The organism is Bradyrhizobium sp. Rc3b, assembly GCF_900114915.1.
Lineage (GTDB): Bacteria > Pseudomonadota > Alphaproteobacteria > Rhizobiales > Xanthobacteraceae > Bradyrhizobium.
The window spans coordinates 355,889-371,891 of sequence record NZ_FOUS01000007.1 but is presented as its reverse complement, the minus strand read 5'-3'; the positions used below and the strand labels follow the sequence as shown (position 1 = coordinate 371,891).

The window sequence follows — 16,003 nt, the reverse complement described above, 5'->3', positions numbered from 1 at the left end:
GTTAGATCCGATGTGCCTGCTTTGCGACGATGAGAAGGCCTATCAGGCCTACATGAACTATCTCGACAAGATGGAGCGGCAGGGCAAGGCTGCCGATCCCAACGTCGCCGTCAATGCCGTGCTCGACGAGATCGAGGCCGCTGCGAATGCGGCCGCCAAAAAAGACGACCCGGCCAACGACAAGACCCTGTCTCCGTTCTTCTGCAGCCCGATCAATAAATGACCGATTTGACATCGCTGACGCTCGCCGAGGCCCGCAAGGGTCTCGCCGACAAGACTTTCACGTCTCTCGAGCTGACCGACGCGCATCTGAGCGCGATCGAAGCCGCGCGCGTGCTCAACGCCTTCGTGATGGAGACGCCGGAGCAGGCCCGCGACATGGCCAAGGCCGTGGACGAGAAGATCGCCAAGGGCGATGCCGGCCCGCTCGCCGGCATTCCGCTCGGCATCAAGGATCTGTTCGCGACCAAGGGCGTGCGCACCACGGCATGCTCGAAGATCCTCGGCAATTTCGTGCCGACCTACGAGTCCACCATCACCTCGCAGCTGTGGCGCGACGGTGCGGTGATGCTCGGCAAGCTCAACAATGATGAGTTCGCGATGGGCTCGGCGAACGAGACCTCGTGCTTCGGTCCCGTGGGCAATCCCTGGCGGCGCGAGGGCAGCAACACCACGCTGGTGCCGGGCGGCTCGTCCGGCGGCTCGGCCTCGGCCGTGGCGGCACTGCTGTGCATGGGCGCCACCGCGACCGACACCGGCGGCTCGATCCGCCAGCCGGCGGCGTTCACGGCCACCGTCGGCATCAAGCCGACCTATGGCCGCTGCTCGCGCTGGGGCATTGTCGCCTTCGCCTCTTCGCTCGACCAGGCAGGCCCGATCGCGCGCAGCGTGCGCGATGCTGCGATGCTGCTGCGCTCGATGGCCGGCCATGACCCCAAGGACACGACCTCGGTCGACATCGCCGTGCCGGATTACGAGGCCGCGATCGGCAAGTCCGTGAAGGGCATGAAGATCGGCATCCCCAAGGAGTATCGTCTCGACGGCATGCCGGCCGAGATCGAGAAACTCTGGAGCGAAGGCGCGGCCTGGCTGAAGGCGGCCGGCGCCGAGCTGGTCGAGGTGTCGCTGCCGCACACCAAATACGCGCTGCCGGCCTATTACATCGTGGCGCCGGCGGAGGCGTCCTCCAACCTCGCACGCTATGACGGTGTCCGCTACGGCCTGCGCGAGCAGGCCAAGAACATTGTCGAGCTCTACGAGAACACCCGCGCCGAAGGTTTCGGCGCAGAGGTTCGCCGCCGCGTCATGATCGGCACCTATGTGCTCTCGGCCGGCTATTACGACGCGTATTATTTGCGCGCCCAGAAGGTTCGCACGCTGATCAAGAAGGATTTCGAGGATTGCTTCGCGCGGGGCGTCGACGCGATCCTGACGCCGGCGACGCCGTCGGCGGCCTTCGGCATCGGCGAGAAGGGCGGCGCGGATCCGGTCGAGATGTATCTCAACGACATCTTCACGGTGACCGTGAACATGGCGGGCCTGCCCGGCATCGCGGTGCCCGCCGGCAAGGACGCGCAAGGCCTGCCGCTCGGCCTGCAGCTGATCGGCCGTCCGTTCGAGGAGGAGACGCTGTTCTCGCTCGGCGAGGTGATCGAGCAGGCGGCCGGCCGCTTCACGCCCGCGAGGTGGTGGTGAATGTCGCCGCGTTCATCGCGAGCCTCGACGGCGCGGCGCCCGCGCGACACCTGAGCGCGCCGCTCGCCGGCCTGTGGTGGGCCGCGAAGGGCGATTGGGATCAGGCGCACAAGATCGTCCAGGACGACAACGGCCGTGACGCGGCCTGGGTGCACGCCTATCTGCACCGCGTCGAGGGCGATCTCGGCAATGCCGGCTACTGGTACCGCCAGGCCGGCCAGCCCGCGGCAAAGGATTCATTGGAAGCGGAGTGGGAGCGGATCGCTGTCACGCTGCTCGGGAGCACGACATGAGCACGGCCACGCACAAGCTTCTCAAGGGCGCCACCGGTGATTGGGAGGTGGTCATCGGCATGGAGATTCACGCCCAGGTGACGTCGAACTCAAAGCTGTTCTCGGGCGCCTCGACCGCGTTCGGCGGCGAGCCGAACACGCAGGTGTCGCTGGTCGATGCCGCGATGCCGGGCATGCTGCCCGTCATCAACGAGGAATGCGTCAGGCAGGCTGTCCGGACCGGGCTCGGTCTCAACGCGCAGATCAATCTGCGTTCGGTGTTCGACCGGAAGAACTACTTCTATCCCGACCTGCCGCAGGGCTACCAGATCAGCCAGTACAAGTCGCCTGTCGTGGGCGAGGGCGAGGTGATTGTCGATCTCGACGGCGGCCGCAGTGTCTCCATCGGCATCGAGCGGCTGCATCTGGAGCAGGATCCCGGCAAAATGCTGCACGACCGGTCTCCGTCGCTGTCCTACATCGATTTCAACCGCTGTGGCGTGGCGCTGATGGAGATTGTCTCGAAACCGGACATCCGCGACGCCGAGCAGGCCAGGGCCTATGTGACCAAGCTACGCTCGATCATGCGCTACCTCGGCACCTGTGACGGTGACATGGAGAAGGGAAGCCTGCGCGCCGACGTCAACGTCTCCGTGCGCAAGCCCGGTGGGCCGCTCGGCACCCGCTGCGAAATCAAGAACATGAACTCGATCACCTTCATCGGCCAGGCGATCGAGTATGAAGCGCGGCGCCAGATCGAGATCCTGGAGGACGGCGGTCAGATCGAGCAGGAGACGCGTCGGTTCGATCCCAACAAGGGCGAGACCCGCTCGATGCGGTCCAAGGAAGAGGCGCACGACTATCGCTACTTCCCCGATCCCGACCTGCTGCCGCTGGAGTTCAGCCAGGAATTCGTCGACGAGCTGAAGGCGAAGCTTCCGGAGCTGCCGGACCAGAAGAAGACGCGCTTCGTCGCCGATCTCGGCCTGTCGGCTTACGACGCGAGCGTGCTGGTCGCCGAGCGCGAGAGCGCGGTGTTCTACGAGACCGTGCTCGACAAGCTCGGCAACCGCGCGCGCGATGGCAAGATGGCGGCGAACTGGGTGATCAACGAGCTGTTCGGCCGTCTCAACAAGGAAGGCCGGGATATTACGGGCTCTCCGGTCAGCGCCGAGCAGCTCTCGGGCATCATCGACCTGATTGGAGAGGGCACGATCTCGGGCAAGATCGCCAAGGATCTGTTCGAGATCGTCTGGCAGGAGGGCGGCGATCCCCGCGCGCTGGTGGAAAGCCGCGGCATGAAGCAGGTCACGGATCTTTCGGCGATCGAAAAGGTTGTCGACGACATCATCGCGGCCAATCCCGACAAGGCCGCGCAGGTCAAGGACAAGCCGCAGTCGCTCGGCTGGTTCGTCGGTCAGGTGATGAAGGCGTCCGGCGGCAAGGCCAACCCGCAGAGCGTCAACGACGTGCTCAAGTCGAAGCTCGGCCTCTAACCTCGCGCGTTCGAACGAGGTGACGGACACGCTCCGTCACCTCGCTGTCGGTTCTCGATGCGACGCTCGCGCGCACCCTCGGCGGTAAACTTCATCCCGACCAGACGCGATGCAACGGCCGAATCGCCGTCACGCGATTCGCGCAAAACGGCGGCTCGCACACGCTCCGGCGAGCGTTCGCGCCGTTAAGCATGAAAATATTTTCGTTGCCAAAAATCGCGACTCAGAGTCCGCGAAGCGCCCTTGCGAGGTGATCGCGGGATCGGCGATGCGCATCATCGCGATGATCGCGCGCGATGCGCACGCAAAGAAAAATACTTGCTGCATAGTGTTTTTCTGCAATCGCATCTGCCGCGAACGTCGATGCTGCGCGTACGCTCTGCGGTCGCTCGCACCCGTCGTTCGGTGCGCTTGCATCGCGTTCGCCAAGCGCACGCGCGTTGCGTCGTCAACACTTCTTTAAGCGAGACGCTGTTTTTTTCGTTGTGTTGGTGTATTCGGGATGAGTGTGCATTCGATCCCCGACTGCACGCAGCGATTAAAGCCATCTCACACATCGGAGGGCAACATGGCCAAGAAAGCGAAGAAGGCGAAGAAGGCGAAGAGCGCAGTGAAGAAGACTGCGAAGAAGACCCGCAAGGTCGCGAAGAAGAAGAAGTAACTTCGCTTCTGAAGTTGCCGGCTCCAGCAGCCGGCACGTCATCAGCGCCTCCTAGAGGTTCTGGTCGGCGATAGAGGGTGTCGGCGAGACATCAGGTCAACGGTCGGACCGTTCTCTTTGCGGTCCGGCAGAAGAAACTAGTTTTCTTCGTTCGGTGCGGGGCCGGTTCTCCGGTTCTGCAATTTCACGAGTGGCCTCGCGGTCAAAGTGGAATCTGGTCCTGACGTGTTCGCCGACGCCCTCGTTCTCCTGAGGCCGGGGTATTGCCGGCATTTCCTTTTCTCCACATTGCTGATCTGACCACGGCGTCATCGTTGCGCTGGCCGCTCCACCTTGGGCAGGCGAAGGCTGGGGCCTGATTGCGCGCTGCTCGCACGCCGCTTTCGCCATTCTTCGCGGTGTCATCGCCGCGCTCCGGCCGGGCGATCCAGTACGCCGGGCTGCTCGTGCGACATTGCCATCTCTGGAGTGCCGGTCACCCTTCTGCCGCCTTCGCCGAAGCTCGGCGCTCAAGGACGACGGGGCCAGGCGAAGCCTTGGCGATAGCCCGGGCGCGGGCGACGATAGCGAGTGGGGACGCCGCAGGATGCGTCCACCGCGCGCGATGGTTATCGATGTCCCAAAATCCCAAGGTAAACCAAATCTGACGAAACGCAGAAGTGCCTGCAAATCAGCGACTTCTTGAATTCTGCGCGCCGGCGCCGCGCGCTCGCGTTTACGTCTGCTTCATCGCGATACTTAAACTGCCATTCAAATTTGCCCGCCATCATCGCCTCCAACAAGCCGGCAAACGGCGTTGGGCAAGAAGCCCAAGGGATGAGTTGAACAGTGCGCGGTCCCAGCAAGGGTCATGCACATCAGAGTTGGACGGGAGCCGCGCTCGGGGGAGCAAGGCACAAGAAAAAAGGGGATGCGTTATGTTTCAGGGTACTTTCGATCTGGAGACGGCAACGCCGATCGACGCGACCGCGCTGTCGGACGTGCTGTTCGAGCGCGGGATCTATTGGGCGAGCGGCCGTTCCGGGCTCGTCGATCTCGTCGCCGCGCACAAATGGTTCAACCTCGCCGCCCTGAAGGGCCGCAAGGACGCCGTGACGCTGCGCCAGGAAGTCGCCGGGCAGATGTCGGATGCCGAGATCTCGGCCGCGCAGCGCGAGGCGAGGGCGTGGGTCTCCACGCACTGAACCGAGAATCGCATCCGCACCCGTGTTCGCACGGGTGGGCCTGGTTGCGCTGAATCAAGTTTCTTCGTCGTGCCGCCACATAGACCCGTGCGGCATGAGCGAGCCCGATACCAATGGACGATGGCTGCCGATTCAGATCGCTCCCGATGAGTGCGATCTGGAACTCGGACGTCCGCACAAGACGGGGATTCTGCCCTGGTCGTTTCCGTGCCGGCGCAGGTCCGGCGTCTGGTACAACGTCTGGGCCGGCGAGGCAGTGCTGATTTCGCCCTCGCATTGGCGGATCTGGCGGTTCCAGCGCTAGGCACGGACCACACACATAGCCACACATATAAGATGGTGCGAATCGAGCTGAACGGCCGCGCCGATCCTTGCGCCGGGCTTTCGCGCCGGTCACAGGAGCGCTTTCAGCTGAAAGAACGCTCAGACCTTGATTGATTCTGCTGCTGGGTGGCGGAGAGGGAGGGATTCGAACCCTCGATACAGCTTGAGACCGTATGACGCTTTAGCAAAGCGTTGCCTTCAGCCACTCGGCCACCTCTCCGGTGCGAGCCTTATGCATCTAATTACTTGGGCGGGTCAATTTGGAAGCGTGTGTTTTCGCTCGAATATTCCCAGCGATTTTCGCGACAAAGCACTTTGCTCCCGGGGCGTGACCATAACGTTGCGAGAATGAGGCACAGAGTTGGAGCGTCCGGCGCATCTCGAAGATGGTTTTTGCCTATGAGAACGTCTTTTCTCGCGTAAGAGACTGATTTTACTGGAAAAATCAATGCGGTGCGGGGAGCGGGCGGCTGAAGGTTCGATTCGTGTCATCCGCCAACCGGCCCAATAACGGTCGCTATCCACAAAGGGTGCTCGTCCACCCCTTTAAAGCCGTGCCTGCATCAGGTTGGGAGGTGCGGAGCAGGGCGATACGTTCTCCTTGAGTCTCCCTGCGATTCCACGATTCGAGTGCGTCAAAGCCCCTCCAGGCCGAGATCTCGCTTGCCGTGCCTTAAGTGGGGAACTTTGATGGCAGAAGGAACCGTCTCTAAAACATCAATGAAAACAATTGGTTGCGAGGGCGCTTCGATCACATCTGCGTGTTATTTGTGCAACACCCGTCGGAAAACAAGCTTCATAGGCCCGTTTCCAAGCGTTCTCTTGTTGTGTGTGCAAGGACGTTCGGTAATTGTGACTGAGCGACGGAGGGGGGCATCCCGAGGTCGTCCCGTTTAGGTCATTTCGCTTAAGTCCCTCGCGTTCATGCGGGTGTGTCCGAAGACGCGAAGGAGCCCGGAGCGGTGATTTAGAGGGGGTTGGGGAATTGGCCGTCCGGTCAGTGACCTTCCCTGAAGAGCAACTTGGAGGTTTAACATGAAGTTGGTTAAGAGCCTTTTGCTCGGCTCAGCGGCGGGTCTGATCGCCGTGGGCGGAGCTCAAGCAGCCGATCTGCCCGTGAAGGCCAAGGCGGTCGAATACGTGAAGATCTGCTCGCTGTACGGCGCGGGCTTCTACTACATCCCGGGCACCGACACCTGCATCAAGCTGGGTGGTTATCTGCGCGCTGAAGTCGCGCTGAACACCAACTCGAGCTTCAGCGGTCAGCTCACGTCGAACAACGGCGCGCGTAACCGTCTGACGAACTACTACACCATGCGCGCTCGTGAAGATCTCAACATCGACACGCGCACCGCGACCGAGTACGGCGTCGTCCGTACCTTCTTCGACGGCGTGTTCTCCTGGACCACCGGCAACTACGCCGGCACCGGCAGCGCGACGGGCACGACCGCCTACAGCGGCACGCTGGCGCTCAACACCTCCGGCGCCACCCCGGCGCTCGTTGGTTCGTCGATCAACGGCACCGACGGCAACACCTCGGGCGGTTCGCTCGGCGTGTACTACGCCTTCATCCAGTTCGCTGGCTTCACCATGGGTAAGGCCGTGTCGCAGTTCGACGCGCCCTGGACCAACTATCCCGGCAACAACTTCGACAGCCTCGTCGGCGGTTCCGGCACGGTCACTGGTGTCAACCAGTTCACCTACACCGCTGACTTCGGTCAGGGCGTGACGGCGTCGTTCTCGGCGGAAGACGCGACGGCTTACTACCAGGCCGGCAACCTCAACATGACCGGCGCTTCGGCGGCTGGCATGATCGGCGGTTCGTATGGCTCGAACGCCATCGGCGGTTCGCGTTCGCCGAACCTCGTCGGTATGGTCCGTGTCGACCAGGCTTGGGGTCTGTTCCAGGCGTCGGTCGCTGCTCATGACAACCACGTTGCCTACTACGGCGCCACCGAGCCGACTGGCCACCCCGACGACAAGTGGGGTTGGGCTGTTCAGCTCGCTCTGTCGATCAAGAACATCCCGACTGGTGCGGGTGACGTGATCAACATTTCGGGCGTCTACACCGACGGCGCGTCCCGCTACAACTTCCAGAACCTCGCGGGCGGCAGCTACTCGATGTTCGGCAGCTCGGGCGTTGCTTACCAGAGCGTCGGCTTCGCCATTGCTCCGGACACTGTGTTCGTGACCGGCAGCTCGCAGGAAACCGTCAAGACCTGGGGCTTCCGCGGCGCTTACACCCATAACTGGGATCCCTACTGGAACACCGCGCTGTACGGTGCCTACGCTCAGGCGCAGTTCGGCTCGCTCGCCAAGACCACGCTTTGCGGCGCTGGCGGTGCAGGCGGCGTGTTCGGTGGCCTGGTCGGTGTGACGGGTTGTAATCCTGACTTCGCCGTTGCGCAGGTCGGTGTCATCACCCGCTGGACCCCCGTCAAGAACCTCACGTTCTCGGCTGACCTGAACTGGACCCATCTCGACCAGAAGTACTCCGGTACGGTTGGTTACGCTGGTGCCGGCACGACGGCCAAGCCGGCTGCCGTGTACGAGCTCAAGGATCAGGACACCATCACCCTGCTCCTCCGCGCTCAGCGCAACTGGTAAGTTCGGTCTAACGACCTGACAGAGAGCCCCGGCGGGAAACCGCCGGGGCTTTTCTTTTGCCCCGGTGCTTGCCTTCTCGCTTGGCGCAATGGGTCAAGTTCGGCGCATTGCCAGAGCAGGGCAATCGCATACGCCAGCTGAGCGCGCGCCGTGTCCTTCAAAGCGCTTTGCGCGGACCCGGCGGCGGTCTCCTGGAGGCCAAGCGGCGTCGATGCCCGTCAAGTCTGCCGCCGCGCACCCGTCATCCTGAGAGCCGGCCAATGGCGGGCGTCTCGAAGGATGGCCACACAGAAGTCGCTCCCAATTGCGATTGCTCTGGTTGGGAGAGGGGAGCTCCGCGCTTCCCATCTCTGACAGCGGCGCGCTGGGGGAGGACTGTCGTTGGCCGGCGTGGGGCCGTGCAACGCCTCGCTGATCTGCCTTTGCAGCGGTGGCGATAGGCGCCTTCATCTGCACGCGAGGCAATTGCGGCGCTTGCCACCCATGCTCGCGGCTGAATCGAAAGAGCGGATCGCTATTCCACGCTGCCGGCGCCGCGGCGCAGATCGGCCTCGATCTGCAGGCGCGTGCCGCCGCCGAAGCGGGCGCGGTAGACCTGAAGGTTCTCCATGATCCGCTGCACGTAGTTGCGCGTCTCGGAGAACGGAATCAGCTCGACCCAGTCGACCGCATCGACCTTGGGATCGCGCGGATCGCCGTAGCGCTCGACCCACTTCTTCACGCTGCCGCGGCCGGCATTGTAGGCGGCGAAGGTCATGATGTAGGAGCCGCGATAATCCTCGAGCAGTCCGCCGAGCTCGGCCGAGCCGAGCGTGGCGTTGTAGACCGAATCGTTCTTCAGCCGTCCCAGATCGTAGGTCGCGCCGTGGCGCTTGCAGACATAGCGCGCGGCGTCGGGCGTCACCTGCATCAGGCCGTAGGCCTGGGCCGGCGAGACCACTGACGGATTGAATGCGCTCTCCTGCCGCGCGATCGCATAGACGATGCTGCGCTCGACTTCGGGACCGATCGGCGTGAACTGCGGAATGCCGTTAACGGGATAGGCATAGAAGTCGAACGGCAGGCCGCGATTGAGCGCGGCCTTGCCGAGCAGCAGCATGCCGCGCGCATCGTTGTAACGCTGGGTCAGCTCGCCGAGGCCGGCGAGCGCTTCGGGATCGCCGTTCTCGCCCATGTCGGCCAGCAGCGGTATCGCCATCTCGCGCTCGTCGAGCTCGTAGAGCAGGTGCGCGGCGCGCACGATCTCCAGCCGTTCGGCGCCGCGGCCGCGCGGCTGGCTGTTGAGCTCGATCTGCGGCAGGCCGAGCTTGGCCCGGGCGAGCTGGCCGTAATAGCTGGTCGACTGTTCGGCGGCGCGGGCATAGGCGTTGCGCGCCTCCTGCTGGCGCCCCGCCGCTTCCGCGGCGCGGCCCTGCCAATAGCCGGCACGCGCCAGCGCGGTCGGATTGACGCTGCCGACGCCGATGCGGGCGAAATGCTGGGTGGCGGCCGCGGGGTCGTTGAGGAAGCGCAGCGCGATCCACCCGGCCGTGAATTCCTGCTCGGTCTTGTAGATGTCGCGCGAGGGCAGTGCGGCGTCGCGCGCGATCAGATAGGCGCTGCGGAATTCCTCGGTGTCGATCATCTTGCGCGCCAAAAGACGCCGCTCGATCCACCATTCGTCGAGATTGTGGAGCCGGTTCGGATCCTTCGGCGCCGACAGCATGAGCTGGGCTGCTTCGGCGAATTTCTCCTCGCGGCGTAGCAGCTGGATCTTGCTGAAGGTGAAGCCGGGGTCGTTGTGCAGCTCGCGGGGCACGGCGTCGAGCAGCGCGCGCGCGTTCGGCGCCTTCTTGACGGCGGCGATGCGGGCCTTGGCAAGTGCGACATAGCCGGCGCCCAGGCGCTTTGCGGCGCGCAACGCCGCCTCGTTCTCGCTGCCGTAGAGCAGGGTGTCCATCCGCGCCTTCTGGTCGCCCGGCGTCAGCAGGGCACCAAACTGGTCGAGCGCGTTGTTTTCGGTATCCTCGGACATCGGATCGCTGCGCCAGGCCTCGCGCACCAGCCGCTCGGCATTGGCGCGGTCGCCGCGCGCCAGCATCGCCTTGGCGAGCGTGAAGCGGCCCTTGGCGGAGATCGGAGATTCGTTCTCGAACCACGACCACGCGACGGAATCGTCGCGCCTGTCGTCCCACATCGCGGCCTCGAGGCGTCGGCGCAGGAAGGTCTGCGACGGCCAGCTCGGATTGGCGGAGAGGAAGGCGCGGTAGCGCTCCACGGTCGCGCCATTGTCCTCGCTGCGCAGGATGATCCATTCCGCGAGTTTTCGCGCGACCGGATCCGAGATGCCCGCTGCGACGTTGCTGGCCTCACCCGCCTTGCGCTTGCGCACGAGCTCGATGACGCTCTCGAGGGCGTCCTTGTCGCCCTGGGGCGTCGACGACGTCGCTGCGACCGCGGCGGGTATGACCGGCTTGCGCGGCGCGGCATGCTGGCGCGTCGCCGGGGCCAGCACCGGCGCTGCGGCCGGTCTGGCGACGGGGGCGGAAGGCCTGACGGTAGCCGTCACGGCCGGCGCGGGGGCCGTTTTCGGCGGCGAACCGCTGGCGGCCGGATGCGATTTCGGCGCAGGGGCCGCTGCGGCGGGCTTGGGCTTGTCCTTCGCGGGCTCTTTTCCGGCGCTCTTGCCGGCGTCCTTGCCTGCCTCCTTGGCCGGTTTCTTCGCAGCGTCCTTGGCCGGGGCAGGAGCTGCACCCTTGCTTGCGCCTTTGTTTGCTCCCTGGCTTGCTCCTTTGGCCGCGTCCTTCGAAGTTTCCTTGCCGGTTCCCTTGGACGAGCCCTTCGCGCTGTCCTTGCCAGCTTCCGCCGTCGTCTCATTGGACTTGGCGAGGGCGGCGCAGCCGACCGATAGCCCTGCCATCAGGCACACGATGAGACCGGTGGATCGCCAGGCGGCACGAGGGAATGAGGTCACGGGTTTGGTCGCCCCGAATCAGTCAAGTGGCTCAAGATCTAGCTGTATTTGATTGAATATGCGGACAAAATACCAACAGCCGCTTACCGCGGGCCGATTTGCACCACTACCGCGGCAAAATCGCGGCCTAAACGGTGCGTCACACGGAAGCGGGCCTTTTACCGGCGGGGTAGACCCGATATGAAAGGGGCTTGCTCAAGAGATAGCCGCGTACGGAGGAAGTCCATGGCAGCCAAGACGAAATTCCGGGGGTCGTTCACCGCCTTGGTCACGCCGTTCAAGAACGGCTCGCTGGACGAGGCGGCATTCCGATCCCTGGTCAACTGGCAGATTTCGGAGGGCACCAACGGCCTGGTGCCGGTCGGCACCACCGGCGAGAGCCCGACGCTCAGCCATGACGAGCACAAGAAGGTGGTCGAATGGTGCATCGCTGAAGCCAAGGGCCGCGTGCCTGTGATCGCGGGTGCGGGCTCCAACTCGACCAAGGAGGCGATCGAGCTCGCTCAGCACGCCGAAAAGGCGGGCGCGGACGCCGTGCTGGTGGTGACGCCTTACTACAACAAGCCGACCCAGGAAGGCATGTACCAGCACTTCAAGGCGATCAACGACGCAATCGGCATTCCGATCATCATCTACAACATCCCGCCGCGCTCGGTGATCGACATGTCCGTCGACACCATGAAGCGGTTATGGGAGCTGAAGAACATCGCCGGCGTGAAGGACGCCACCGCCAGCATGGTGCGCGTGTCGCAGCAGCGTGCGGCGATGGGCGAGGATTTCAACCAGCTCTCGGGCGAGGACGCGACCATCATCGGCTACATGGCGCATGGCGGCCACGGCTGCATCTCGGTGACCTCGAACGTCGCGCCGCGCCTGTGCTCGGAGTTCCAGGCCGCCTGGGCCAAGGGCGACCATGCCACCGCGCTGAAGATCCACGACAAGCTGATGCCGCTGCACAACAACCTCTTCATCGAGAGCAACCCGGCGCCGATCAAGTACGCGATGTCGCTGCTCGGCAAGCTCGACGAGACGATGCGGCTGCCGATGGTGCCGGTCTCCGAGCCGACCCGCGTTGCCGTGCGCAGCGCCATGGTGCACGCTGGCCTGATCAACTGATGGGTTGACCTATCGGGGAGGCCGTTCATGAGCGTCGACGAAAAGGGCAGGCGGATGCTCACGGAGTTCCGTGAGTTCGCCATGAAGGGCAACGTCGTCGATCTCGCGGTCGGCGTCATCATCGGCGCGGCCTTCGGCGCCATCGTCACCTCGCTCGTCGGTGACATCATCATGCCGATCATCGGCGCTGCGACCGGCGGCCTCGACTTCTCGAACTACTTCGCCCCCTTGTCGAAGTCGGTGACCGCCACCAACTTAGCGGATGCGAAAAAGCAAGGCGCCGTACTTGCTTACGGTAGCTTCCTGACGCTGACGATCAACTTCATCATCGTCGCCTTCGTGCTGTTCCTGGTGATCCGCGCCATGAACACACTGAAGCGGAAGGAAGAGACCAAGCCCGCGGAGCCGTCGAAGCCGTCGGAGGAGGTCGTGCTGCTGACCGAGATCCGCGATCTCCTCAAGAAGTGACGCGCGCGCTTCATCCAAACTGTTAGCATCGCTGCGCATCGCGCTCAGGTTTCGTCGCCATGGCTGAAAAGAACGAACGTCCGATCAAGGTCATGGCGGAAAATCGCAAGGCCCGCTTCAACTATGCGATCGAGGATACGATCGAGGCGGGGATTGCGCTGACCGGCACCGAGGTCAAGTCGATCCGCAACGGCAAGAGCACGATCGCGGAGTCCTATGCCGATTCCAAGGACGGCGAGATCTGGCTGATCAACGCCACCATTCCCGAATATCTGCAAGGAAACCGCTTCAATCACGAGCCGAAGCGGCCGCGAAAGCTGCTGCTGCATCGCCGGCAGATCAACAAGCTGATGGGCGCCGTCGACCGCGAGGGCATGACGCTGATCCCGCTCAAGCTCTATTTCAATGAGCGTGGGCGCGCCAAGTTGCAGCTGGCGGTTGCAAAAGGCAAGAAGCTGCACGACAAGCGCGAGACCGAGAAGAAGCGCGACTGGAGCCGGGAGAAGGGCCGCCTGATGCGGGCGAGGGGATAGCGAGATGAATCAACGGAACCTGCTCGAGGTCGATTGGAGCCAGATTCCCGCACCTGAAGACGACGGCGGCGCCGCGCATCTGACCGGCGTGACGCTGCCGCCAATCGGCCTGCTCGCGACCAACGACACCTCGGTGACGCTGTCGGCGCTGCGCGGCCGGACCGTGGTGTTCGCTTATCCCCGCACCGGCGAACCCGGCAAGATTTCCTTGGTCGACGATTGGGACATGATCCCGGGTGCACGCGGGTGCACGCCGCAGACTTGCGCGTTTCGCGATCTGTTCGCCGAACTGAAGGGCGCCGGCGCCTCCCACGTGTTCGGCCTTTCGACCCAGAGCAACGAGTACCAGACTGAGATGGCGTCACGGCTGCATCTGCCGTTCCCCGTGCTGTCGGACGAGAAGCTGGCGCTGACGCGCGCGCTCAATCTGCCGACGATGGAGGTCGCGGGCCTGACGCTGATCAAGCGTCTTGCGCTGATCATCGACGACGCCAGGATCACGCATTTGTTCTACCCGGTGTTTCCGCCCGACCGGAACGCCGGCGACGTCCTGGACTGGCTGAAGGCCAATCCGGCCAAGGCCTGAACCAGGGCGCTAATCGAGATCCGCCTTCACCTTCGCGAACACCGACCGGAACATGTCCGGCGTCAGCACGCCGGTGTTCGTGTTGTAGCGCGAGCAATGATAGCTGTCGTAGAGCCTGAACGCGCCGGCCTGATGCACGGCGCCGTGGCCGAAGGGGGCCTGCGAGGCCTTCAGGTTCAGCGGCTTGAGCACGCTGTCGTGCGCAATCCGCCCGAGCGCGATGATCGCGCGCAGCTTCGGCATCGTCTCGAGATTCGCCACGAGGAACTGGCGGCAGGTGTTGATCTCGACGGGCAGCGGCTTGTTCTGTGGCGGAACGCAATGCACGGCATTGGCGATCCGGCAGTCGACCAGCTTCAGGCCGTCATCGGGACGCGCCTGATAGGTGCCCTTGGCAAATCCATATTCGAGCAGGGTGGCGTAGAGCAGGTCACCGGCGTAATCGCCGGTGAACGGCCGTCCCGTGCGGTTGGCGCCCTGCATCCCCGGCGCGAGGCCGACGATCAACAGGCGGGCCTTGATGTCGCCGAAGGGCGCAACCGGCGCATTGTGCCACAACGGCTCACGCGCCCGGTTCGCCTCACGAAAGGCGACCAAGCGCGGACAGAGCGGACAATTGCGGTCGGGAACGAGGGTGGGAGGCTGGCGGCTTGACCGGGCCGCCTCACTCCTCGAAGTCGTCATCGCCCCTCGGCGCCATCGTGGTTGCGCGCTGGAGGAATTGTGGGGCGTGGTGGCGGGCCTCGCGATCACCGCGGTCGCGCGGGGCGGGGCGTTCGGAGGGATCGCGGCCGAGCTTGGATTGCAGCTCGACGAGGTCGGTGAAGACGTCGGCCTGGCGGCGCAGCTCGTCGGCGATCATCGGCGGCTGGCTGGCGATGGTGGAGATCACCGTGACCCGAACGCCGCGGCGCTGCACGGCCTCGACTAGGGAGCGGAAGTCACCGTCACCGGAGAACAGCACCATCTGGTCGATGTGCTCGGCAAGCTCCATGGCGTCCACGGCGAGCTCGATGTCCATGTTGCCCTTGACCTTGCGGCGGCCGGAGGCGTCGATGAACTCCTTGGTCGCCTTGGTGACGACGGTGTAGCCGTTGTAATCCAGCCAGTCGATCAGCGGGCGGATCGAGGAGTATTCCTGATCCTCGATGATGGCGGTGTAGTAGAACGCCCGAAGCAACGTTCCGCGGCTCTGAAACTCCTTCAGCAGGCGCTTGTAGTCGATGTCGAAGCCCAGAGTTTTCGCCGTCGCGTAGAGATTGGCTCCGTCGATGAAGAGCGCGATCTTGTCGGTGGAGGAAGGTGACATTCAGTTTGCTCGCGTAGTGTTCGTGATTGATCGTTTATTGTTGGCGCGGCGGCAGCAGGCCGCGCAGTTCTAGGGTGCCGCCGAAATCCGTCGAAGCCGCAAATCCGGAGAAGTCGGGGCAAACAAGGTATAGTTATGGCGGACTTTCATAGACCCGGCGCCGCCCTCGATGGCAGCCCGGGTAACCGCCCATCCCAGCCCCAATGTGGGGGTAGCAGAGCCGTTTGGCGAGGCCAAATCACAAATTGGCCTTGCGAAACGGCCCCAGCCCCTATAACTAGCCCCAATCATCCACATATTTCGTCCCACCCACAACGGAGCGACAGTCCATGGCTCGCGTCACCGTAGAAGATTGTATCGACAAGGTCGACAACCGGTTTGACCTGGTCCTGCTGGCCGCCCACCGTGCCCGCATGATTTCGTCCGGCTCACAACTAACGGTTGACCGCGATAACGACAAGAACCCTGTTGTGTCTTTGCGCGAAATTGCTGACACGACCATTTCGCCCGAGGACCTGCGCGAGGAGCTGGTGCACTCGCTCCAGAAGTTCGTCGAGGTCGACGAGCCCGAGCCGGATACGGTGCCGCTGATCGGTTCCGCGGGCGCGAGCGTCGATGCGGACGATACCGAAGTCGCCGTCGAGCGCATGACCGAAGAGGAGCTCCTGAAGGGTCTCGAAGGCCTCGCGCCGCCCGAGGAGCAGCCCGAGGAAGACGAGTAAATCGTCCGTCGCGATCGTCGATTTCTTGTGATTTTATCAAAGGCCCGAACCGGTGTTCGGGCCTTTGCTTTTGTTGA

16 protein-coding genes and 1 tRNA gene are annotated in these 16,003 nt (G+C 63.7%); 12 read left to right on the top strand and 5 right to left on the bottom strand.

Annotated features, from left to right (window positions below):
- Nucleotides 1-10 precede the first annotated feature (10 nt).
- The 4 genes from BM190_RS18880 to gatB are packed head-to-tail and all read left to right on the top strand — an operon-like array spanning nucleotide 11 to nucleotide 3,463.
- On the top strand, nucleotides 11-223 hold the full coding sequence (locus BM190_RS18880) for a hypothetical protein (RefSeq protein ID WP_018321091.1): 213 nt from the start codon (nucleotides 11-13) through the stop codon (nucleotides 221-223).
- Entirely contained in the window at nucleotides 220-1,695 is a 1,476-nt protein-coding gene (gene gatA, locus BM190_RS18875) for an Asp-tRNA(Asn)/Glu-tRNA(Gln) amidotransferase subunit GatA (RefSeq protein ID WP_018321090.1), read from the top strand. Before BM190_RS18880 ends, gatA begins: the two co-directional genes overlap by 4 nt.
- Complete coding sequence (locus BM190_RS18870) at nucleotides 1,686-1,988, top strand: hypothetical protein (protein ID WP_092257583.1); 303 nt, start codon at nucleotides 1,686-1,688, stop codon at nucleotides 1,986-1,988. Before gatA ends, BM190_RS18870 begins: the two co-directional genes overlap by 10 nt.
- Nucleotides 1,985-3,463: an Asp-tRNA(Asn)/Glu-tRNA(Gln) amidotransferase subunit GatB gene (gene gatB, locus BM190_RS18865; RefSeq protein ID WP_092257580.1), complete on the top strand. Its 1,479-nt coding sequence runs from the start codon at nucleotides 1,985-1,987 to the stop codon at nucleotides 3,461-3,463. Before BM190_RS18870 ends, gatB begins: the two co-directional genes overlap by 4 nt.
- A 129-nt stretch (nucleotides 3,464-3,592) precedes the next feature.
- On the opposite strand, the gene BM190_RS40510 is transcribed toward gatB, so the two are convergent.
- Complete coding sequence (locus BM190_RS40510; RefSeq protein WP_177237120.1) at nucleotides 3,593-3,805, bottom strand: hypothetical protein; 213 nt, start codon at nucleotides 3,803-3,805, stop codon at nucleotides 3,593-3,595.
- Nucleotides 3,806-5,041: 1,236 nt separating this feature from the next.
- Between BM190_RS40510 and BM190_RS18850 the strand changes: the two genes are divergently transcribed.
- Together BM190_RS18850 and BM190_RS18845 are read left to right on the top strand one after the other, a co-directional pair.
- Nucleotides 5,042-5,308 (top strand): hypothetical protein, encoded by a 267-nt coding sequence (locus BM190_RS18850; protein ID WP_018321086.1) that lies wholly within the window; start codon nucleotides 5,042-5,044, stop codon nucleotides 5,306-5,308.
- Between the two features lie 94 nt (nucleotides 5,309-5,402).
- The gene (locus BM190_RS18845) at nucleotides 5,403-5,612 is read left to right on the top strand and encodes a hypothetical protein (protein WP_092257574.1); all 210 of its coding nucleotides are present in this window, start codon (nucleotides 5,403-5,405) and stop codon (nucleotides 5,610-5,612) included.
- Nucleotides 5,613-5,759: 147 nt separating this feature from the next.
- On the opposite strand, the gene BM190_RS18840 is transcribed toward BM190_RS18845, so the two are convergent.
- Nucleotides 5,760-5,852 (bottom strand) — tRNA-Ser (locus BM190_RS18840).
- Between the two features lie 815 nt (nucleotides 5,853-6,667).
- Between BM190_RS18840 and BM190_RS18835 the strand changes: the two genes are divergently transcribed.
- Nucleotides 6,668-8,239, top strand: coding sequence for a porin (locus BM190_RS18835; RefSeq protein WP_092257571.1), 1,572 nt, complete (start codon nucleotides 6,668-6,670; stop codon nucleotides 8,237-8,239).
- A gap of 514 nt (nucleotides 8,240-8,753) precedes the next feature.
- On the opposite strand, the gene BM190_RS18830 is transcribed toward BM190_RS18835, so the two are convergent.
- Complete coding sequence (locus BM190_RS18830; RefSeq protein ID WP_177237161.1) at nucleotides 8,754-11,138, bottom strand: lytic transglycosylase domain-containing protein; 2,385 nt, start codon at nucleotides 11,136-11,138, stop codon at nucleotides 8,754-8,756.
- A 279-nt stretch (nucleotides 11,139-11,417) separates the two neighbouring features.
- Between BM190_RS18830 and dapA the strand changes: the two genes are divergently transcribed.
- From dapA to BM190_RS18810, 4 genes are read left to right on the top strand one after another with little or no spacing between them, the layout of a single operon-like run.
- Complete coding sequence (gene dapA, locus BM190_RS18825; RefSeq protein ID WP_092257565.1) at nucleotides 11,418-12,308, top strand: 4-hydroxy-tetrahydrodipicolinate synthase; 891 nt, start codon at nucleotides 11,418-11,420, stop codon at nucleotides 12,306-12,308.
- A gap of 54 nt (nucleotides 12,309-12,362) precedes the next feature.
- Entirely contained in the window at nucleotides 12,363-12,776 is a 414-nt protein-coding gene (gene mscL, locus BM190_RS18820) for a large conductance mechanosensitive channel protein MscL (RefSeq protein WP_026202292.1), read from the top strand.
- 59 nt (nucleotides 12,777-12,835) lie between these two features.
- On the top strand, nucleotides 12,836-13,309 hold the full coding sequence (gene smpB, locus BM190_RS18815; protein ID WP_018320004.1) for an SsrA-binding protein SmpB: 474 nt from the start codon (nucleotides 12,836-12,838) through the stop codon (nucleotides 13,307-13,309).
- Between the two features lie 4 nt (nucleotides 13,310-13,313).
- Nucleotides 13,314-13,895, top strand: a complete 582-nt coding sequence (locus BM190_RS18810) for a peroxiredoxin (RefSeq protein ID WP_092257562.1) — start codon at nucleotides 13,314-13,316, stop codon at nucleotides 13,893-13,895.
- A gap of 9 nt (nucleotides 13,896-13,904) precedes the next feature.
- Here BM190_RS18810 and BM190_RS18805 read toward each other — a convergent pair whose 3' ends face one another.
- Together BM190_RS18805 and BM190_RS18800 are read right to left on the bottom strand one after the other, a co-directional pair.
- Entirely contained in the window at nucleotides 13,905-14,579 is a 675-nt protein-coding gene (locus BM190_RS18805) for a uracil-DNA glycosylase (RefSeq protein ID WP_018320006.1), read from the bottom strand.
- Nucleotides 14,560-15,204: a LabA-like NYN domain-containing protein gene (locus BM190_RS18800; protein WP_018320007.1), complete on the bottom strand. Its 645-nt coding sequence runs from the start codon at nucleotides 15,202-15,204 to the stop codon at nucleotides 14,560-14,562. The genes BM190_RS18805 and BM190_RS18800 overlap by 20 nt, the downstream gene beginning before the upstream one ends.
- Before the next feature lie 329 nt (nucleotides 15,205-15,533).
- Here BM190_RS18800 and rpoZ point away from each other — a divergent pair, with 329 nt between their 5' ends.
- Nucleotides 15,534-15,926, top strand: coding sequence for a DNA-directed RNA polymerase subunit omega (rpoZ, locus tag BM190_RS18795; protein ID WP_008133017.1), 393 nt, complete (start codon nucleotides 15,534-15,536; stop codon nucleotides 15,924-15,926).
- Nucleotides 15,927-16,003: the final 77 nt, after the last annotated feature.